Annotated in this window: 12 protein-coding genes and 2 pseudogenes; 8 read left to right on the forward strand and 6 right to left on the reverse strand. The window is 55.0% G+C overall.

Annotated features, from left to right (window positions below):
• Together ABEA92_RS09705 and ABEA92_RS09710 are read left to right on the forward strand one after the other, a co-directional pair.
• Positions 1-346, forward strand: a pseudogene (locus tag ABEA92_RS09705) (type I restriction endonuclease); the annotation flags it as partial.
• A gap of 160 nt (positions 347-506) precedes the next feature.
• Positions 507-1622 (forward strand): hypothetical protein, encoded by a 1116-nt coding sequence (locus ABEA92_RS09710; protein ID WP_345683621.1) that lies wholly within the window; start codon positions 507-509, stop codon positions 1620-1622.
• Between the two features lie 190 nt (positions 1623-1812).
• Here ABEA92_RS09710 and ABEA92_RS09715 read toward each other — a convergent pair whose 3' ends face one another.
• The gene (locus tag ABEA92_RS09715; RefSeq protein ID WP_345683622.1) at positions 1813-2361 is read right to left on the reverse strand and encodes a cysteine hydrolase family protein; all 549 of its coding nucleotides are present in this window, start codon (positions 2359-2361) and stop codon (positions 1813-1815) included.
• A 672-nt stretch (positions 2362-3033) separates the two neighbouring features.
• Here ABEA92_RS09715 and ABEA92_RS09720 point away from each other — a divergent pair.
• The 5 genes from ABEA92_RS09720 (at position 3034) to ABEA92_RS09740 (ending at position 7693) form a co-directional block, all read left to right on the forward strand.
• Entirely contained in the window at positions 3034-3372 is a 339-nt protein-coding gene (locus tag ABEA92_RS09720) for a hypothetical protein (RefSeq protein ID WP_345683623.1), read from the forward strand.
• A 232-nt stretch (positions 3373-3604) separates the two neighbouring features.
• On the forward strand, positions 3605-4852 hold the full coding sequence (locus ABEA92_RS09725) for a sensor histidine kinase (protein ID WP_345683624.1): 1248 nt from the start codon (positions 3605-3607) through the stop codon (positions 4850-4852).
• On the forward strand, positions 4852-6309 hold the full coding sequence (locus tag ABEA92_RS09730; RefSeq protein ID WP_345683625.1) for a sigma-54-dependent transcriptional regulator: 1458 nt from the start codon (positions 4852-4854) through the stop codon (positions 6307-6309). The genes ABEA92_RS09725 and ABEA92_RS09730 overlap by 1 nt, the downstream gene beginning before the upstream one ends.
• Before the next feature lie 150 nt (positions 6310-6459).
• Positions 6460-6897, forward strand: coding sequence for a GreA/GreB family elongation factor (locus tag ABEA92_RS09735; RefSeq protein ID WP_345683626.1), 438 nt, complete (start codon positions 6460-6462; stop codon positions 6895-6897).
• A 256-nt stretch (positions 6898-7153) separates the two neighbouring features.
• Positions 7154-7693: a hypothetical protein gene (locus ABEA92_RS09740; RefSeq protein WP_345683627.1), complete on the forward strand. Its 540-nt coding sequence runs from the start codon at positions 7154-7156 to the stop codon at positions 7691-7693.
• A 2818-nt stretch (positions 7694-10511) separates the two neighbouring features.
• Here ABEA92_RS09740 and ABEA92_RS09745 read toward each other — a convergent pair.
• A complete protein-coding gene (locus tag ABEA92_RS09745; RefSeq protein WP_345683628.1) occupies positions 10512-13349 on the reverse strand; it encodes a choice-of-anchor L domain-containing protein in 2838 nt (945 codons plus the stop codon).
• A gap of 2211 nt (positions 13350-15560) precedes the next feature.
• On the opposite strand from ABEA92_RS09745, the gene ABEA92_RS09750 reads away from it, so the two are divergent.
• Entirely contained in the window at positions 15561-17516 is a 1956-nt protein-coding gene (locus tag ABEA92_RS09750; protein ID WP_345683629.1) for a trypsin-like peptidase domain-containing protein, read from the forward strand.
• 836 nt (positions 17517-18352) lie between these two features.
• Here ABEA92_RS09750 and ABEA92_RS09755 read toward each other — a convergent pair.
• From ABEA92_RS09755 to ABEA92_RS09770, 4 genes and pseudogenes are all read right to left on the reverse strand, one after another.
• Positions 18353-18625 (reverse strand): annotated as a pseudogene (locus tag ABEA92_RS09755) (type II toxin-antitoxin system RelE/ParE family toxin); the annotation flags it as partial.
• 23 nt (positions 18626-18648) lie between these two features.
• Positions 18649-18867, reverse strand: coding sequence for a hypothetical protein (locus ABEA92_RS09760; protein ID WP_345683630.1), 219 nt, complete (start codon positions 18865-18867; stop codon positions 18649-18651).
• A 333-nt stretch (positions 18868-19200) separates the two neighbouring features.
• Positions 19201-19506, reverse strand: a complete 306-nt coding sequence (locus ABEA92_RS09765) for a hypothetical protein (protein ID WP_345683631.1) — start codon at positions 19504-19506, stop codon at positions 19201-19203.
• 239 nt (positions 19507-19745) lie between these two features.
• On the reverse strand, positions 19746-19910 hold the full coding sequence (locus ABEA92_RS09770; protein ID WP_345683632.1) for a hypothetical protein: 165 nt from the start codon (positions 19908-19910) through the stop codon (positions 19746-19748).
• Positions 19911-20581 lie beyond the last annotated feature (671 nt).

The raw sequence follows: 20581 nt of genomic DNA on the forward strand, positions 1-20581 counted from the left end.
GAGCTGAAGAACCCGGCGGATGAATCGGCCGATGTGTGGAAGGCTTACTCGCAACTGCAAACTTACAACGACGAAATCTCGGACCTGCTGGCCTATAACGTGGCCTTGGTCATCAGCGATGTGCTCACGGCACGCGTCGGTTCGCTGACAGCCAACCAAGAACGGTTCATACCGTGGGAGACGATCAAGAACGAAGACGATCGGCCGCTACTGGAATGCCAGTTGGAGAAAGTCGTTCGCGGCGTCTTCGATCCTGAGCTGTTTCTGGATTACATGCGGTCCTTCGTCCTGTTTGAAGATGATGAGCGACTCGCTGATCAAAAAGATCGCCGCGTACCAGACGTTCCGCTGAGTTGGTGAACATAGCGGCGCGGGTGGACAAGGGGCCGCTGCTTTGGATGGACGAGGTGTTTCGGCTAGAATCATGAAACGCTGTCGGTGGCTTACAATCATCCTCAGCTGCGATCAATTTCTCGCGGTGCTTCCTCTACAATGCGATATGACCCATGACTGGCAGAATCTTCAATATCCAGGATAGCGGCGAACTGGTTGAAATGGTGGAATCCGGATTTGTCAGCGAAGACGATTTTCAAACGTTGGTGGAAAAGTATCCCGATCTGCTCGCAGGCGACCAAATACGCAGTGACGATCCGCGGCATTGGCTGTTGATCCGCCGTGAAATGGGAGTCGCTGACCTGCCATCAGGCTATGACCGCTGGTCTCTCGACCATTTGTTCATCGATCAAGACAGCGTTCCGACTCTGGTCGAGATCAAACGTAGTACCGACACGCGTCTGCGGCGCGAGGTGGTCGGCCAGATACTCGATTACGCTGCCAACGCGGTGGTGCATTGGTCGCTGGAACAAATTCAAGTCGAGTATCAAGCACAGTGCGAGCGAGACGATGTCGATCCGGACGAACGTCTCGGTGTGTTTCTTGGCGCCGATGGAGACGTCAGCGGGTTTTGGCAACAAGTAAAAACCAATCTACAAGCAGGCCGCTTGCGACTCATGATTGTTGCCGATGTCATTCCAATGGAACTGCGACGGATTGTGGAGTTCTTGAATGAGCAAATGGACCCCGCCGAAGTGTTGGCCGTTGAGATCAAGCACTATGTTGGGCAGGGCATCAAAACATTGGTACCTCGCGTGATTGGCCAGACCGCAGAGGCTGAGAGCCGGAAGGGAGCGAGTGGTTCGGCGGGGCGACGGCGGCCGCGAACCGAACAAGAGCTGCAGGAAATCGCAGATGCGAAACAAGTTGGTGAAGTGTACTCGCTGTTGGTGAGTCAGATGAGAGCGTTGTTCGATAGCATGACTACCACCCGCAGCAACGTTGCCTTCAACGGAAAAATTGCTCCTTTCAAATCGGGGGCCGTGTTGGCGGCGCTCTCGCCGGTCGATAGCTCTGTGGACAAAGGGCTGTCGTACGGAGTCTACGTCGACCGCTGTGCTGATTTCTTTCGCGTCACCCGAGACGAGATCATTCAAGCGATTCCCAATTTCGAAAGAGTCGAGGAAACGGGCGATTGGGCCGGTGACATTTACCGCGGACATGTGCGGACCGCGTCCGATTTCGATGCATTGATTTCATTGATGCGGCAAGCAAAAACGCAAGCTTAAAAACGATCTGTCGATCCCGCCGGGACAGGCCCAACAGAGATCCAATGGGAGTGGGAGGGCCTTGGTAGCTTCCAGTTGCCCGCCCCGCCCGGGCAAGCCGGACGGAAGCGATGGTGTGCCGGGGTGTACTATTACGTCCACAGCCTCGAAGTGGCTGCATCCTTTCCGCCGAGTTCGCACGACGCAGGGTTTATCGCAGGCGGTCGATCCAGGCGTCCGTCGCGATCACTTCGCTGATGAACATCTGCTGAGATACCAGGATCGAATCTTGTAACTGCTTCGCGGTCACCGAGCCTGCTTCGTTTTCGACGTCAAGTGTTCCGGTGGCATCACGCAGGAACTCGACTTTGTAGCCGCGATGAAATGCTTGGCGGGCCGTGGTGTCACAGCACATTTGCGTCATGTAACCCGCAATGGCGACCGTGTCGGCATCGACTTTCTTCAGCCACTCGGCAAGATTTGTGTTGGTAAACGAGCCAGGCAATTGTTTATCGATCAACACATCGCGATGTCGTTTTTCAACCTCGGGATGCAGTTGCCATGCGTCAGAGTTGAGCCGGAAGATGGGGGAATCGGGATCGGGTTGGTGGTGCCGAATCACAGCGGTTGGAACCCCCGCCTGTTTCGCCTCGTCCATCACTCGCAAGATTTGATCGAGATGACCGGCGGGATAAGTCACTGGCAAGGCACCCGAAAAATATTCTTGCTGAACATCAATCACCAATAGCGCACGGCTCATCGTATTAAATCCAATTCAATCTCAAGTCAGAAGTTCAGGGAACGGTTATCCCCAGTCTATCGCAGTTTCCGTTGGGGGCATACACAGTCGCCCGCCGCCTCTGACGTCGGATCATTCCTTCGCGAGCCCCGTAGTGGATCTTGCTAAAGATCCCGCGTCTAAGTTCTCCGCTCGCATCTCGTACCAAAGCTCCCACGACACACATCTCGTAGTGGATCTTGCTAAAGATCCTGCATCCGCGAATTTCCTTTAAAAAATCTTGCTAAAGATCCCACCCATCAGCTCGCCAGCAGCCCCCGTGTTGGGGCCGCCCTCCCCTTTGACGCAACGTCGATGGACGTCGGAGATGTCCGAATGTCGTTGACGAAAAAATAGGAACAAACGCAATCCTCTTCGGAGAGGTAAGACGCTCAGGTGAAAATGGCTGTTGACAGCGTCAACGGTTTCTGTCGCCAAGTCGTGACATGAAAATCATGTCAACGCTGATCATCGTTCGCTGCGATTGAAATCCTGAAATGTTTTTGAACCCGGAAAACACGGGTTTTCGCGTTGCCTAACATGCTTTCGACGTTTGTGATTTGGGGATTGGCACTGCCCGTGCGATAGAGCGACTCCGTTCCCGAGCATGAGGCTTGGGAAGACAACCAACTCTATACCTTTGAGGTATCCAATATGTTCAAACAAGCTCAGTACGCATTGATAGCCGCAATCGCTTTCAGTTTCGTCGGTGGAGCTTCGCTTGCCGAAGCAGGAAAGATTCGCAGCACCGTCGAGCGTCGTCATAGTCCCGAAAAAGGATTTTGGGACTCGAGCCATCACTCAAAGAACGTCGTTCGTCATCACGCAAGTCCGCGTGTGCATCACACACCGAAGACTCACAAGAGCAACAGCGGCAAGTCTTGGGGTTGGCAACGCAGCAGTCGCGCCGAACTGCATCACCCTGGTCCGCGGAAGACACGCGGATCAAGCAATACCTCGAACCCCGGTGCTTTGTTCAACCTGTTTCGGTAACCTTGCACCACCCGCTTCGCCGATGAAAGGAGCGAGTTTCCGATTCCCCAGTTGACATCAAGAGCCGGCTTGCCACAAATGAACTTTGGTTTGTGGTAAGTCGGTTTTTCTATGCGCTAGCGAAAGTGTCAACCGGCGTCGACAGTGGAAGCAGCAGGTGACATAGGTTGACGTCGCGACGCGTCAATGATTAGAAAAACGTCGGTCAATCTTCGTCGGCACAGTTCCTGCTTTGCGTGTCGTCGAACGTTTCCAAGCGTCAACCGGGATCAACGCTTATTGGCAATCCGTTTCCGCCGCAATCATCGTCATGCCGTACCGACACCTTCGCGACCCCAATATCAACGAAACGATGTTTCGCACCGTCGCCAATTACACCTACGACTGGGAAAGCTGGCACGACCCGTTGGGAAAGCCTGTTTGGATTAACGATGCCGTGCGGCGCATGACGGGCTACTCGCCTGATGAATGTTTGGCGATGCCTGAATATCCGTTGCCAATCGTAGCAGAGCGGCATCAGGCTCGGATGCGTAAGATGCTCAAGGATGCGATCGACAAGAAATCAAACAACGATTTGGAGTTCGAAATCGTCAATCGGAATGGCAACGCTCGTTGGATGGCCATTTCCTGGCAACCGATGTATGACGACGCGGGAACGCATCAAGGTTTTCGCACCAGCGTTCGCGACATCACCGACCGACAGGGGTTGAAAGAACAACTGCGACTGTACACCGAGCATCTTGAGCAACTGGTTCAAGAACGCACCGTTCGGATCACGCAGCTTGAGAAGCACCGTCAGCAGATGGAAAAACTTGCCGCCCTCGGTGAACTGGCCGCCGGCGTCGCTCACGAGGTCAACAATCCTTTGGCGGGGATCCGCAACGCGTTCGCGTTGTTCAAGGATTCGCTGGAACCGACGCACGAGCACTACGACCTTTTGGATCTGGTCGACAAGGAAATCGAACGGATCAGTTCGATCATCCATCAGATGTACCAGCTTTACAAGCGAGGTCCGCTGGCCGCTACCGAATTGACGATCGAAAAAACAATCCGCGATTGCGTGTGCTTGCTTGAACCGATCGCGCGCCGCCACGGAGTGACATTGCAGGTCATTCCCGAGCGTTCCACCACATCGGCACGTCTGCCCGAGAACGAGCTGAAGCAGATCCTGTTCAACATCGTTCGCAACGCCATTCAGGCATCGCCGACCGGTGCGACGGTTCGCATTGAAATCGATGCCAAAGACGAACGGGTTGCCGTTCTGGTCGCTGATCAAGGTAGCGGGATCAGCGATGACGTGCTTCCGCATATTTTTGAACCGTTCTTCAGCACCAAAGGCGAACTCAAAGAAGGGATGGGGTTGGGGTTATCCGTAACACGCAACCTGATCGAATCGATGGACGGAGAAATCAACGTTGCCACCGAAGTTGGAGAAGGAACGACGTTTCGAGTCATGCTGCCCAGGTGGAGACGCGACTAATGGCCCATCGAATTCTCGTTGCCGACGATGAACCGCTTTACCTTCGCACGACCGGCGAGCTATTGCGAAAGAACGGTTACGAATGCGTGTGTGTTCCCGACGCCAATCTAGCGATGCAGGCATTGCAGCGTGAGGATTTTGATCTCGTCTTGTCAGACCTCAACATGCCGGGCAATTTGAAGCTTGAATTGCTTCACGATCACAACCGGCTGCGCAAACACGTTCCCATCATCGTCGTCACTGGCGTCCCCAGCTTGCCGACTGCGATCGAGAGCATTCGCCTTGGAATCGCCGATTACTTGATGAAACCGGTGAAATTCGAGGATTTGTTGCGGAGCGTTCAGCATGCGATCGAACACGCAAATCAAACCCGCAAGGCCGCAGAGATACCGATTCGGCCCGCATCGGAACTTCAACACTTGTTTCCCCGCCTCATTGGTGCCAGCGCACCGATGATGGAGCTATTCGAAATCATCGATCGCGTCGCCGGCACGGACACAAACATTTTGATCACCGGTGAAAGCGGCACCGGCAAGGAAGTCGTTGCCAAAACCATTCATGAGCACAGCCATCGTTGTGAGGGTTCCTATCAAGTTATCGACTGCACCGCGGTCCCCGATTCGTTGTTCGAATCGATGTTGTTCGGCCACAAGAAAGGATCATTCACCGGAGCGGTATCGGATCAAGACGGCTTGTTAAAACAATGTGACGGCGGCACGGCGTTCTTAGACGAAATCGGGGAGCTGCCGATGCCAATGCAAGCGAAATTGTTGCGAGCGGTACAGGAGCAAACTTTCACGCCGGTTGGCAGCCACACGCAGGTCAAAGTCGACACCCGATTCATCTGCGCCACCAACCGCGACCTCCACGCCGAAGTCAATGCGGGACGGTTCCGCCAAGACCTGTTCTATCGACTCGGTGTTATCCACGTCGAATTGCCACCGCTCCGCCGCCGCGAAGATGATGTTTTGCTGCTCGCTGATCACTTCTTGAAGCTGCTGACCAAGAACAATTCACGGGTTTACGGATTTGCCGAGTCCACACTCGAAGTCTTCAAGGCGTACTCGTGGCCAGGAAACATTCGTGAGCTGCGAAACGTGATCGAGCGTTCGATCGCCCTTTCCAAAGGCAACTTGATCCAGCCGGCGGATCTGCCCAAGAACGTACAAGGGGATACAAATGCAACTGAGCCACGCTGGGCTGGCAGTGACATTCATGCCGATGCCGCCACGTCGACACCGGGTTCCGGTGGGCAGTTGCCCAGCTTCGCCAGTATCACTGCGGGAGTTTCGCGAGACGAAGCCTTGAAAGCAGCCGAGTATCAGTACTTGGTCGCGTTGATGCAAACGAACGCTGGGAATGTTTCCGAAGCGGCGCGTCAAGCTGGTTTGTCACGTCAAGGATTACATAAGCTTCTGAAGACGCATGAAATCTACGCCGCCGATTTTCGTCGCTAATTCGCCACGTGTTTTGACAGTGTCTTTGCGCGGCGTCGCTATCCGTCGCTCATTTTTGTCGCATCTGATTTGCGGCGTGTGGTACCGGGATTGCTCCAGTGGTCAGGCTTTGCCACTGCGTTTGATTCACCCAAAGGACGACACTCTCTCATGCCACACCGCAAACCCATCATCACCGAGCACGATCAAACGGAATTGCTGCAGCTAATCGAGGATGAATCCGTCGCCGTCATCGCGGATCATCGCAGCGTCGATACATTGAAAAGCCGGCTCCGCTCCGCGATTTGCTTGCCGGATGACCGAGTTCCCGACACGGTCATTCGTTTGGGGTGTCACGTGACGTTGTCGGATGTGACAACGGGCAATATCGATATGTTCACACTGGTTGACCCAGCACAAGCGGACATTGCCCGCGGAAAGCTATCGGTGCTATCGCCGCTGGGCACCGCGATCCTCGGACGTCATCTCGGCCAGCAAGTGCGTGTCATGATCCCCAGTGGCTGCCGCACCGTCACCATTGAAGCGATCGAGTACCGTTGTCAACAATCGGCGACAGCAACGGGCGCGAACACTGTCGCTAGCGTTTGACAGAGCGGGGGTGGAGGCTTCGAACCCGAAGAGTCGTTAACAAAATTCTTCTGAATTGTTTCCTATTAAAAACCTCCGGATATCCTTTTGTTTTCTTCAGTCCCGCGGATGGATTCGAGGTTTTTTTTAGAGCTTCACTCTACGATTGGTACGCTCCTCGCTTAGACGTTTCATCAAGATCATCAGCGAATGTTTGGTGCTTGCACCGGAGTCGCGGATTTGTCTAAGTCGGTCTTTCGCCAAGGCATCGAAGTTGATGTCTGTGATGATCGGGCCGCTGAACACCGAAAGGGTTTTGAAGATGTCACGCTATTTCACCAGTGCTTTTGCCATCGCCGCCTTGCTGGGCAGCTTCCTGATTGCTGACACCGCCGAGGCCGCAAAGGCGCGTTCGACGGTCGAACGACGCCACCGTGCGAATAAGGGATACTTCGCTCCCAAGACGTCGACCAATCGCAGCTATAGCAGCAACCGGTCGATGTTCCGCAGCACGCCGCGTTACACCACGCCAAGCTACGTCGCACCGCGAACCTACACGCCAGCACCCTCCTACGTCCCGTCCTCGGCACCGGTCGTGCAGCAGAGCTACACCTTGCCCAGCAACGTCGTCACCGCACCTCGCGTGATTTCGAGTTCGCCCGTCGTCACCTCGCAACCGCGAGTGATCTACAGTTCTCCCGGCGTGACGTCGCAGCCGCAGGTCATCTCGGAACGAGTGATCACTCCTGCGACGCCGGCAGCAAATTCGTCGAACGTTCCGCACGTTGGCCAAGGTCAGCCTGCCAACGTACGATAAGATGATTCGCTTACCAGCGATTTTTTGTTAAGACGCTGAGTGTCAAGCATCGCAGGCCACTCAGCGTCTGTTTTCGTGTCAAACCACGTGCGGGCCTCGGTGTCTAGCGGTTGTCATTGTTTTGTGATTCTCCTGGCCTTGCCAGTCGCAACGCGACGGCAGATGTTGCTGTCTGCAACCCGATGCCACGCAACTGGGACGCAGTGAAAGGTTAAAAGATGGGAGGTTAGAAAATGGGGAAGCCCTGGCCGATTAAACCCAATCGCGAAACGCCATGGCAGTCTCCTCGTTCTGTCGACTTCATACCACGACGGTAGTCGAATGATACTTGTGGGATGTCTTGTCGTATCTCGCGTTTTCGCAGTCTCTGAGACGAGCTTGTGCCGCCGTAACAAATTGCTCATACCCAATGTGACGACAGAAAAATTGGTGCGACAGAAAGATTTCTAGGACGGTATGCTGGACAGCTGATCTCGAAATCGCATCGAACTCGCCGCGTGATGGCTGGTTCGCTCTGTGCAACCAGAGGCTGGGCAGGAAGATGGGGAGGGGCAGGGAAATTTGAGACCGGTAAACTTGATAGCCTGCACTGCGGCCATCAGAGATAAACTCTCCCTGCAGTCGCAACGCGACGGCAGGTGTCTCGTGAAGCAACCGGCTGCGGGAATAAAAAAGGTGTCCGGGCCTCCGATCCGGTGTCAGTACTTGTTTCTTGGGGTTTCCGCCGGCGGAGGGTGGATTCGAGGTCGCGTGCACCGTTGACTCGCCTAAGCCAGTTCGTCTTGGGGCGGGATCTTTAGCAAGATCCACTACGGGAGGGTGGGGCTAGCCAGACAGACACGGAATTGATGGGCGGTGCGGAGATTGGAAAGGTGTTGTGGGGGCGGGAGCTTGGCCTAGGTTGAGGGCGTTAGAAGAGAGCAAGCTTTCGCGTTAATTCGCGTCGATTCGCGGGCCCTTTGTTTTCTGACGGCGCTGTGGTTGCGCGAGTGCAAGATAACTGGTCCGATCGCGGTAGACGTCGGTCTTTCCTGTCGCCCCTTCGGGGCTTTCAGATTTGGGTTGCGTTGTAACCCACGGCTCACGCCGTGGGCTACAGCATGCCGTCCCTTTCGGGACTTGGGGATGATGGTTGTCGCCCTTGCTGCGCACTGCGATTGCTAGTCGCTTGCAGCGATGTTGGGGAGGGAGTGCGAATTGAAAAAGTTAAATTGACAATTGTAAATTTTAAAATGGATGAAGCTGACGACTCGATACGAGTGCGGAAGAAGTCATTGAACAGATGGAAAGGGAGGTAACGGAGATGAGGCGACTTGTAACTCTGTTCCCTCTGTTTGCTCCTGTTCAAATTGTCCGAGCAATCTACGTTCAGGTCCGCGGCGTGGGCATCTGCTGTGATGCGGAGTCGTCATTGAATGAGGCCGGCTGAGAGTGGTTGACGGTTGTCCTGAGGCGGGATCTTTAGCAAAATCCACTACGGGAGGGTGGGGCTAGCCGGATAGACGCGGAATTGATGGACGGTGCGAGTGAGCTGGTGACAAGCCCTCACCCGGACGAGGCCTTGAGGGCCCGTCCGACCTCTCCCGTGCTGCGCTCGGGAGAGGTGGCTGATGGAGACGGTGAGACTGAAGAAACAGCGCCGGCACCAGGGAACCTTCACCACGATCGCCAGTCAACAGTGAACCGCCTTAGCTACCTACCTCCATGTTCCTACCAGAATTTTTCTCGCATGCGAATTCGGTTGGCTGGGGACGCAGCCAACACCATCGGATTGTGGATTGCCTGCGAGGTGGCGAAGATTGAAAAGACGGCGTGGGGGCGGGAGTTTGGCTTAGGCTGAGGCCGTTGAGACGGAGCAAGTATTCGCGTTGATTTGCGTCGATTCGCGGGCCTTTTTTTCTGACGCCGCTGCGTTTGCGCGAGTGCAGAATGACTCATCCGATCGCCGTAGACGTCTGTCTTTCCTGTCGCCCTTTTGGGGACTTGGGGATGCTGGTTGATGCGTGTGTTGTTTGCAGGGGGGGCTAATGCTTGCAGCGATGGCGAGGCGGGGGGGCGAATTGAAAAAGTTAAATTGACAATTGCAAATCTTAAAATGGTTGAAGGTGACGACTCGATGCGATTGCGGAAGAAGTCATTGAACAGGAGGAAAGGGAGGCAGCGGAGATGAGACGACTTGTCGCTCTGTTCCCTCTGTTTGCTCCTGTTCAAATAAGACCGCGCAATTTACGTTCAGGTCTGCGGCGGGGGCATTTGCTTTGATGCGGAGTCGTCATTGAATGAGGTCGACTGAGTGTGGTTGACGTTTGTCCTGAGGCGGGATCTTTAGCAAGATCCACTACGGGAGGGTGGGGTTGGCCGGACAGACGCGGAGTGGATGGGGGAGGTCGAGGGCTTCGTTGACTCGCCTAAGTCTGTTCGGCGTGGGGCGGATCGGCCTGGGTGAGAGTAACGTTGGCAGCGGTTCAATGGAGGCATTACCAAGTGCCAATGATTGGGCAGCAATTGGTTGGCCAGGATTCGGCAGGGATAGAGCTGCAATCCCTCGGACAAGATGTTTTTGAATGCCTTGTGTCGGCGTTTTTGTGAATGATGGTCACGGCGTCCATCACGCCGGTTCAAGGCGTGGTAAATCACATCTTTCTAGCCCGTGCGTTTCAAGCGAGGCATTTTGCCTGCCCAACGGTCGCCTGGGAGCCGGGAAGCAGTCCTGCATCTTTTCCTCACCGTGCTACTTATGGGCCGAGTGAGAGGGCTACATGGTCATCCGGCAAGCGATAACAAATCACCGCTTGCCCAAACCCGACTTCGCTATTGGTTATGGACACGGAAGCGTGCCAGGGGTGTCATCCAGCGGAGTGCCGAATAGTCCCGTGTTTTGCAGCAGAAGCAGTTGATCGGGGGCCTTGAGCGTGGCACCATCGACACTGATAAATTCGGCGGCCGAGACGACGATGTCACCCGTGCCGGCTCGTGTGATGCCGATGCTGGTATGGTCCAAAATCACAAAACTAATCATGCTAGAGATGTCGATCCGCAATCCAGCACGAACCAGAGCATCCTCAAGTAAGGCCTGGTTATTAGCGCTGATCGTCACCACACTGGTCGGGCTCACGCAAGCCAGGATTTCGGCTCCAACCGCATTGATCAACCCGCCGGTCGATTCAATGTTCACTGTCTTCCCTGCATGCACCGTTGCGTCACCGATTAAGAGATTGTCGCCTGCACTGAGGTTGACCCTCCCATCACTTTTGACTGCCTCGAACAGGGCGTTTCCAAATGCCTCCAAGAATCCTTCGGCTTCCAGTTCGGCCATCGCGCGTGCGTGCACCTGGATTCCATTGGCTGTAATGTTGCCCATCGCCTTGACCGACACCGAGGCGTCGGCTGTCGTGTCAGCCTTAAGCACGGCACCGTTGGCCATTACGGAAATGCCGGCGCTGACATTCACTTTCTGGCTGGCATTGACAACGGAGCCACTCATTTCGACATTACCGTGCGAAATCAGGTCGACAGTCGTTGCTCCAGCTCCCACCGCTTTGATCGTGGATCCATTTGCAGAGAGTCCTGTCGCAGCCACAGCGTATGTTTCGGCCGTGACCGCCTTGCTGGCTGTTAGCGTCGATCCGTCAACTGCGACCAAATCGTTCCCATGCACGTTGATGATACCCTGGCTGTTCGCAGTTGCAGTCATCGTACTTCCAAAAATCGTCACCTCGTCGCCGTCGATCACGAAGTCCTTGCGTGCTATCGCCGAGACATCGCGTAGTTCGACGATCGCCGCGTTCAGGTCGATCTTGCCAACGCTGCTGACCGTGGCGGTCAATGTGGTCGGATCAACGCCGTCCCGCTTAACCAACGTGATCTTCGACGCATCCATCTCGATGACACTGCCCCCGACCACATCGGTGCCGTTGAGGAAGATCAATCCGCCTGCATCAATGTCGACTCGGGATCCCGCACTGGTCGCACGCAAGCTGTCGTCTTCGCTGAGTACATCGCCAGCAGCATTGATGACCAGATCGCCAACTGCGGTGACCGTCGGATCATCAAACAGCACGTCATCGCTGCGGGATGTCAGTTCCAGTACGCCTCCCCGCTTCGTCGCTGTCAGATCGGTATTGACCGTCAGATCAAGGTCGGCGCTGTAGTTGATTGTCAGAGCTGAGATTGCCGGACCATTGATAACCAGACCCGCTGGGCCAGCGGGAGGCACATAATCGCCTTCGGCAACGGCGGTGTCGAACACACCATCCTCCAACTCACCACTCAGCAACGACACATCACCATCGGCGGGATCAAATATCTTGTCGTTGTTAGCGTCGACGTAGGAGAAACCAGGGTCCTTCAATCCGGCGACGAACGTGGTCAGCGGGGTCATGCTAAACACTGTCATTGGTGGCGCAACACCAACAAAGTTCAAGCCAGTTTGGAAGGCAGCCTCATTGGTTGGGTCAACATTCGCCTCCGGTTCAATGCCCTGGATTTGGAACGCCGATAGACCCGAAGGATCGATCGTCAGCAGATCGAAGGGAACGCCCCCGGTGAGATTCGCGACGGCGGGGCCTGCTTGAATGCCTGGGGCAACGGCATCCGTGTCGAGATGCAAGGTGTACATCCCATCGGTCAGCCCTGGAGGCAACTCGACGGTTGCGAAGTTCGCCCCAGCGGAGATCTCGTAATCGTAGCCAATCGCCACGTCGGGGTCATAAATCACCAGTGGCTCGCCTTGACCGGGTGGATTGAAGACCTCAAAAATGAAACTGCCGTTGATGTTGAAGTCGGGAAGCACAATGGCGTCATTGATGCTACTGAAACTCCCCGCTCGGATAAACACATTCGAATCATAGCTTGAGTCACCCGTATCGGCGATAGCGAGCTTGATGTGATTCGATACACCCGGGACGACGGCGGCCTGCACTGTGAACAACACTTGGGTCAGTCCATCCATCTCAGTGTCGACCAAACCGAGATTGTCGTTGTTGCGAAATAGTGCCGGATTGTCGACCAAGTTAACATTGTTAATGCTAACCGGGCTGGCGTCAGGCAGTAACGCAATGTTGGATCCGTTTAGAAAGAAACCAAATACATCATTGAAATTCGAATTGGCAAACTCGTTGTATTCGTCCGAAGATAGCACGTACTGAAAGATGATCGTGTTCTCGGTGGGGACAAAGTCAAACTCGAGAATGGTGGCGTCATGGGTTGCCCCACTGACCAAAACATCCAAGTCAGCGTCGCCTGCTAACCCGTTAAATTGGCTAATCGAATCGGAAACGTTTGGACCGATGACATTCTGGACCCCGCCGCTGCTGAGGACAATTCCACTCTCGAACCCAATGATTCCCGTTCCGCCAGTAAAACTTCCGGCTGACGAACTATCCCCTTCTTTCACATCGTTTGTACCGATGTGCCCTGTAAACTCGACATTGGACGTTATGACACCTGGGCCCAACAGTTGCTCAACCAATGCGTTGGCTCCCGCAGCAGAAGCCAACGACGTGACATCCAAGGCGAGCAGGCGACGGTCCTCAAGACGCTCGACTCGCGGGCTCGTGTTTCTACTGAACCGACGCCGTCTCGCCAGCGTTTCCCGTTGAGTCCTTTTGGCAGCCGATCGGAAACGGCGGTCGATAAAATGCTGTGTCCATAACATGGGATCATCTCCTCAGGGGAAGTCCGCTGACGTAACCAGCGAATCGGAAACGGGCAAACAGTCGATTTGGGGGTGGATTAGATGCTCGATCTGCGAGCAAAGCTAATGTCTCCATAGGGTGAAGTGCTTGCAGCGGGGGCTCTGCAACGCCGCGGTCATCGTTCCTGTGCTTGGCTCACATAGACGCTTGGGGTCGAACTGTGGCAAAGGTGTAAGGCACTGTTTTCTGAGCCATCAGTCTGGGGGATTGGTGCCGGTGATCAACGGGAGCCGCGCGGCAACCTATCGGAACACCATGGGAAGCAAAGAATTGCTTCCACTCTGAGAGCCGAGCCCGGCTACGGTGACGCAACAACCAATCGAAATCGCTTTCGGTGAACGCGGCGGTGTGGATGCCGCCGACTCCTGAACTGAACAAAAGTGAGCTGAACAAAGGAGTCAAGGACCGATGGTGTCAAAAAGGTGTCAGGGCCGAGGAAGAGTCTTGACACGTTTTCCTCGTTCTTCCTCGCGGCTAACGCATGGATTGCGGATCGTGCCTGCTGTGAAGCGGGTTGACGGAGATCGCATAAGTTTGGATGGGAGTGTGTGCCGTTTGTCGTGGGGCGGGATCTTTAGCAAGATCCACTACGGGAGGGTGAGGCTAGCCGGATAGACGCGGAATTGATGGGCGGTGCGAGTGAGCCGGAGACAGGCCCTCACCCGGACGAGGCCTCGACGGCCCGTCCGACCTCTTCCGTGCTGCGCTCGGGAGAGGTGGCTGGAACGGGCGTCTCCGAAAAGGATTGAACAGAAGGAAAGGGAGGCAGCGGAGATGAGACGACTTGTAACTCTGTTTCCTCTGTTTGCTCCTGTTCAAATAAGACCGCGCAATTTACGTTCAGGTCTGCGACGGGCACATCTGCTGTGATGCGGAGTCGTCATTAAATGAGGTCGGCTGAGTGTGGTTGACGGTTGTCCTGGGGCGGGATCTTTAGCAAGATCCACTACGGGAGGGTGGGACAAGCCGGATAGACGCGGCATTGATGGGCGGTGCGAGTGAGCTGGAGACAGGCCCTCACCCGGACGAGGCCTTGAGGGCCCGTCCGACCTCTCCCGTGCTGCGCTCGGGAGAGGTGGCTGGAACGGACGCGTCCGAAAATGATGGAACAGGAGGAAAGGGAGGCAGCGGAGATGAGACGACTTGTCGCTCTGTTCCCTCTGTTTGCTCCTGTTCAAATAAGACCGCGCAATCTACGTTCAGGTCTGCGGCGGGGGCATTTGCTCTGATGCGGAGTCGTCATTGAATGAGGTCGGCTGAGTGTGGTTGACGGTTGTCCTGGGGCGGGATCTTTAGCAAGATCCACTACGGGAGGGTGGGGTTAGCCGGATAGACGCAGAGTGGAGGGGCGGTGCGAGTGAGCTGGAGACAGGCCCTCACCCGGACGAGGCCTTGACGGCCCGTCCGACCTCTCCCGTGCTGCGCTCGGGAGAGGTGGCTGGAACGGGCGCGTCCGAAAATGATTGAACAGGAGGAAAGGGAGGCAGCGGAGATGAGACGACTTGTCGCTCTGTTCCCTCTGTTTGCTCCTGTTCAAATTGTCCGTGCAATCTACGTTCAGGTCCGCGGCGGGGGCATCTGCTCTGATGCGGAGTCGTCATTGAATGAGGTCGGCTGAGTGTGGTTGACGGTTGTCCTGAGGCGGGATCTTTAGCAAGATCCACTACGGGAGGGTGGGGCTAGCCGGATAGACGCGGAATTGATGGGCGGAGGGTGGATTCGAGGTCGAGGGTGTCGTTGACTCACTTAAGCCAGTGCGGCGAACGCTGGATTGACCTCGGTGAGAGTAACGTTGGCAGCGGTGCACTTGGGGCACTGCTATATGCCAATGATTGGGCAGCAATTGGTAGGCCAGGATTCGGCAGGGATAGAGTTGCAATCCCTCGGACAAGGTGTTCTCGAATGCTCGTCGTCGGCGTCTTTGTGAATGATGGTCCCGGCGTCCATCTCGCCGCTTCAAGGCGTCGTAATCCGTATCGTCTTGGCCCACGCGTTTCAAGCAAGGCATCACGCCATCCTAACCGTCGCCTCAGGGGCGGAAAAGCGTCCTGTCACCTTTTCGGTTCACTTGATTCGTTCGCTAAGATGGGGCTGGCATCATCGAGTATCATCAGGATAGATGCTCAATCTTCCAATCTAGCGACTCCATCTTTCCCATTCGAGTTGACACGATGACGACTCCCCAACTCCATGCCTTCCTCTTCCTGACATTTTCGTCGTTTGTTCAACTATCCAGTTCCGCTGTGGAGTTCCGCACCTGGACGACCAGCGACGGCAGATTTGGAGCGGAAGCCGAACTGATCGAAGCTAACGATTCGGAGGTGACATTAAAAAAAACGGATCGCAGCGTGGTCACACTGGCAATTAGCATGCTCAGTGTGGCGGACCGAGATTATGTCCAAGCCTGGCTACTTGAACATCAATCGTCCGACACAATGAAACCGGGCATTGTGCCGGACGACTTGGCAGAATCCGTCGACTTCCTGTCGATGATCGACCCTGTCACCGACACGCAAACCGGAAAATGGGAGCTTGACGCAAACGGACTTGCATCGTTGGGTTCCTCGCGAGCAAGAATTGTGATCCCCCATGCGGTTTCAGGTCCCTACCAACTCAGGCTCGTCACACAGCGACTGATAGAAACAGGATCGCTAAACGTGGGTCTGGTGATCGGTAATCAACATCAAGTGCTTGCGATCTTTGATTACGGTAAGCCAAAGAGATCGGGATTAGCGTGGATCGATGAAAAGAACGAACCGGCGAATTCGACGTTCTACCGCAAGCCTGTACTTACGACGGGGCGTGATTCCGAAATTGTTTTCACGGTTCACGACAGTCATCTACGTATCACGTGCGACGGTAACACGATCGTGGAGTGGACTGGCGATCCATCTCGACTAACACTGCACCCCAATTTTAAAGTTCCCAGCGACCGACTTTTTCTCGAGACCGTACACGGCAGCCACCGCATCTCTCAGTTGCAATACCGACCGATTAGCAAGTCCGAACTTCACCGCTACATGCCTCGCGGAAAAACATCACCGGCGGATTCGGTTGCTTTAATCGAACATCCACTGGGTCACGGAACTGGGTTTCTTGCAGCTCCCAATCTATTGGTGACGAATCATCATGTCATTGAAAATGCGCCGGCTGGCGACCTAAAGGTATTCTTCCCCGGGGAACGGGATTTCGTGAATGTTCATGGCGTTCTGTTTGAGGATGTCGATCGCGATCTCGCGATTCTATCACTTCAAACCAGGCGAGTCCCCTTGGCGGTTGCCTACGACGGTTATGTACCACTGGGCGAGTCGGTTCAGTTGCGGGGTAACCCTACTTTGGGTGGAGGGGTGACGCTGAGAAACGCGGTGGTGAAGGGAACCATACGGTCAATGGTGCGTGTCGAGGGATTTGATTTTTTGCAGACCGATGCCTCCATTGATTCCGGTTCCAGTGGTGGCCCCATTTTGAACGAGCTAGACCAGGTCGTTGGAGTGATCGCCATGAAAGCGACCGATGAAGGAGAAAAGTTGATTCACGAAGGCGTCGCGCGACTGGATGCCTCGTTGAAGAAGAAATCACGACAACATGCTGAGGACGGGATCGCGTTTGGAATCCCTGCACAAGATTTGGCCAAGGCACTCGACAACGTGCGTGAGCTGTCCGCGAAAGAGGCGGGGCGTAACGCTCAGTTGCATGAGAATCGTGTGGTGTTCAAGCGTCTTGCCACACTTGCGGGAATACGACTTCTGGAGGTGAATGTGAACGTCCCGGGGGTCATTCGACAGCAGGCCGCCCGCGTGACGGCCGCTCGTACTTCCGCCGATTTAATCGAATTGATTCCGCCCGAACCCGCGAGTCTGCTTCGATCCGCACTGCAAAGCAAGAGCACCCAAAACACCATCGCTTTGCTGCAGCAGGACATGGATCAGCATTTGAATACGATCCGCAGCAGTCCCTACCTCTCTGAAATGAGCATTCGCGATTTCAATGCTCTGTCACAGCGAATCAAAGCAATCGAGAAATTTGCAGAGCGGCCTGGCGTTGATTACCTGCGATTTAGCAAGACCATGATCCGGTTTCAAAAGGACGTGACTCGTCTAATGAACGAGATCAATGAAGAACTGTGATCGAGTCATCCGACGCATCCGATTGGATCAATCCAGCTTCCGCTGTTTAAGCGGAGGGCAAAAAGATAGAGTTGCAATCCCTCGGACAAGCTGTTTTCGAATGCCTCGTCGTCGGCGTTTTTGCGAAAGATGCTCCGGCGTTCATCGCCCCGATTCAAGGCATGGTAAATCGCATTTTTCTCGTCCGCACGTTTAGGTCGAGGCTATCCACCAGCCTAACCGTCGCCTCAGAGCCGAAAAAGAGTCCTGACCCCGTTTCTTCTTCTGACCCGTTTCTTCTTTCGATGTTTTGCCGCAGGCCGCCGGTTAGTTGTAGCGAGTCAATTAACGCGATCCAAATCCTCGTTCTTCGCACTTCCTGCCCGTTGTACACCCAACTTCACAGCACAAAAAACTGGCAACGAATGAAACCACAGATGGACGCCGACGAACACAGATGACCTCCGGCCGCATCTGCGTGAATCTGAGTTCATCTGTGGTTCCCGTTTCTCAAGCTCTCCGTTTTGTAATCCGACATTCGTTGCGTTTGCAGCACAAAAAACATCCTCGGCCATTATCTGCTAGATCACGTTGGACCGCTAAGTCCAGTTCATCGAATATTAAATTCCAATCGGGGAACGGCAGTGATCACCGAGCCGTCGGAGTGATCGTTGCTTCAAAATACGCGCCGTCGGCGGCTTCGTGTGCAGTACGCCCAGCATGGGCGTGATCTTGTGGGGTGCAAGTCCGCCAGTCATGGGCTAACGCACTCGTGCTTGGGCCGCCGGATGCGGACCCGCATGTCCGGTGTTGTGGGAGGGGCTGCAGTAGTGCGGCCCCTATCCCGATCGCGTGGTTCATCCGCTATCTGGCACCCCGGGTGACAATTGCCGACTGCCGTGAATTACAGTGAGCACACGCACCTCGTCACCGTCAATGCGATAGACGAGACGAAAGGAATGAACGAATAGTTCACGAATGTCAGGGCGGTTGTATTCGGGAACTATCGAGCCAGAGTCCGGGAATTGCTGTAGTTGATCGGGACGCGCAAGAATCCGCGCGTAAACGGAATCGGCGTACGCTTCCGATTGGGCAGCGATATAATCGTAGATTCCGAGTGCATCCTTGGAAGCACGTTCCGTTCAGCGAACGTTCAACCAGCAACCTTTCCGCGTTGAGCTTTGTGTTCAACTAGGCGTCGTCGCATCTCGTCGGTGTCAATGAGCCGCCCAGTTGCATCGTCCTCTAAGCCCGCGTCAATTTGCTGCCGCACGTAGAGGTGGTACTGAACGTCGTCCCATGATGCATCGTCAGGGAGCGCATCAAGAATAGCTTTAGCTGCGGCTTTTGCGGGTTCAGCAGTGTGTGACATCGCGATTCTCCTTGCAGGTCATTCTACCTCGGAAAGTTCGACGTGTCGATTCCAATCGGAAGCCAAGCGTATCGCACGAATTGAAGCGGATAACTGAAGCGTTGACCGGGGCTGCGGGTTGGGCGGACCATTGCCCAAGATCCTTTCGCGGCCTCCTAGTCCATGTACGCCCAGCATGGGCGTGATCTTGTGGGGTGCAAGTCCGCCAGTCATGGGCTAACGCAGACCACGCCGCTCGAATCGCCCTCATCCCACCCCAGTCGTCAAAGCAAATCCCAAACACCTAATCAAGCCTCCACTCGCGTGTAATTCACTGGTTATCCGTCGCCTGTGTTAGCTGATGTTTACAGCAGAATTGGAAACATCTTGGCCGCGTCCAGAGGAGCATTGCGCACTCCAGGTCGCGATGCGGGACGAAACCGTTTCGGTCACAAACCCAATGAGCGTCACGAAGATCCAGAAAAGGATCGGAACGCCGCCGCCAGCGTTATCGGTCACGCTCGCGAAGATATTGCCATGGTCCATGAAATGGTTGAGCAAACAGACAAAAGTTGGGAATCCACCACCAACGATGGCAAATCGGCCAATTCGTTGTGTTGTCGTTAGCAGCGTGAGAAAGCGTTCACTATTAAATAACATTTGGTCCTCGGGTAGCGAGAAAGGCGATGTGCGAGATCGTGATTGTAGTGTCGATCAAGCTGACGCTGCGAGAGCAATTTGATTGGAAGCAAAGCGACGTTATCGGAGCACCGGTAAGTCGGATAACGTCACGCGTCACACGGTACCCGCGAAAGATTTTCAACTTCAAGACCGCCCCACACTCGCACTCGGGTGCACGCGACGGTTCTGGCGTCTTCCCAGCCCGCCAACCGGGTTGGCTATGGCTTCTGTGCCTTCGCGCCAAACTCGGACATCTTCTTTGGGTTCATTAGTTGTACCGTTAACATTTTAATGTCGATGTCGTCGTTGGACATGTCCATTCTCGCGATCATCAAAGTGTCCCCATTGGGATGGGTGTACATCTTTTGGTCAACTGAACTCATGTTGATGCCCATCTTCGCCTGCATCTCTTTTTCCGCATCGCCCATTTCAACTGCTGGATTGCCGATGTTGGGGGTAAATCCGGCTTTCTTCGCGATTGGATCGACGATGTCAACGACAGTCTTAATCGGTCCGTCATTGATGCGAAGCGGAGTTCATTGCGTCCATTTGGGCCCGTTGTGGAGCGACCAATGAGATGGCAGCAGGCTGCTGACTGCGAAACCGACCGGAAGCCCGGCGGATGCCTTGGAGAAACATGCAGCGTAGGTAAATCGGGAGCTTGGGCGGGGACAGATCACGATCCCTTATCTGGGGAGAACTTCAGGCGTACCCGTGAGTAGGGCTGACGCAGACAGTGGAGGAAGTCGAAAACTCGGCTCCGCAACCTGATGCCGTTAGGCGTCGGTCAGCAGCGTGAACGTTTGAATTCACCGAGGACGCGCGGTGGACATTGATTTGGAGAACAACTGCGCCGCGTCCTTCGGTGCAATTCTTGGTTCTGGCTGTTCGTCGTGCTCGTGCTCGTGCTCGTGCTCGTACTCAGCGTCGCGGTACTCGTACTCGTCAGCAGCATTGTACTCCGCGTTGGATTCGGAGACAGCGTCGGTGCGGGCGATCGGCAATGTTCAGCGGAATCGATTGGGCGGCGCGAAGCCATTGGTCGCGCGCACGA

The sequence above is a fragment of the Novipirellula caenicola genome, assembly GCF_039545035.1.
GTDB lineage: Bacteria > Planctomycetota > Planctomycetia > Pirellulales > Pirellulaceae > Novipirellula > Novipirellula caenicola.

What these genes read in the sequence shown, in the direction of transcription:
- ABEA92_RS09720 (WP_345683623.1), top strand. Translation starts at nt 3,034, where the DNA reads ATGTTCAAACAAGCTCAGTACGCATTGATAGCCGCAATCGCTTTCAGT.
- ABEA92_RS09740 (WP_345683627.1), top strand. Translation starts at nt 7,154, where the DNA reads ATGTCTGTGATGATCGGGCCGCTGAACACCGAAAGGGTTTTGAAGATG.
- ABEA92_RS09765 (WP_345683631.1), bottom strand. Translation starts at nt 19,506, where the DNA reads ATGTTATTTAATAGTGAACGCTTTCTCACGCTGCTAACGACAACACAA.
- ABEA92_RS09730 (WP_345683625.1), top strand. Translation starts at nt 4,852, where the DNA reads ATGGCCCATCGAATTCTCGTTGCCGACGATGAACCGCTTTACCTTCGC.
- ABEA92_RS09750 (WP_345683629.1), top strand. Translation starts at nt 15,561, where the DNA reads ATGACGACTCCCCAACTCCATGCCTTCCTCTTCCTGACATTTTCGTCG.
- ABEA92_RS09760 (WP_345683630.1), bottom strand. Translation starts at nt 18,867, where the DNA reads ATGTCACACACTGCTGAACCCGCAAAAGCCGCAGCTAAAGCTATTCTT.
- ABEA92_RS09715 (WP_345683622.1), bottom strand. Translation starts at nt 2,361, where the DNA reads ATGAGCCGTGCGCTATTGGTGATTGATGTTCAGCAAGAATATTTTTCG.
- ABEA92_RS09770 (WP_345683632.1), bottom strand. Translation starts at nt 19,910, where the DNA reads ATGAGTTCAGTTGACCAAAAGATGTACACCCATCCCAATGGGGACACT.
- ABEA92_RS09745 (WP_345683628.1), bottom strand. Translation starts at nt 13,349, where the DNA reads ATGTTATGGACACAGCATTTTATCGACCGCCGTTTCCGATCGGCTGCC.
- ABEA92_RS09735 (WP_345683626.1), top strand. Translation starts at nt 6,460, where the DNA reads ATGCCACACCGCAAACCCATCATCACCGAGCACGATCAAACGGAATTG.
- ABEA92_RS09710 (WP_345683621.1), top strand. Translation starts at nt 507, where the DNA reads ATGACTGGCAGAATCTTCAATATCCAGGATAGCGGCGAACTGGTTGAA.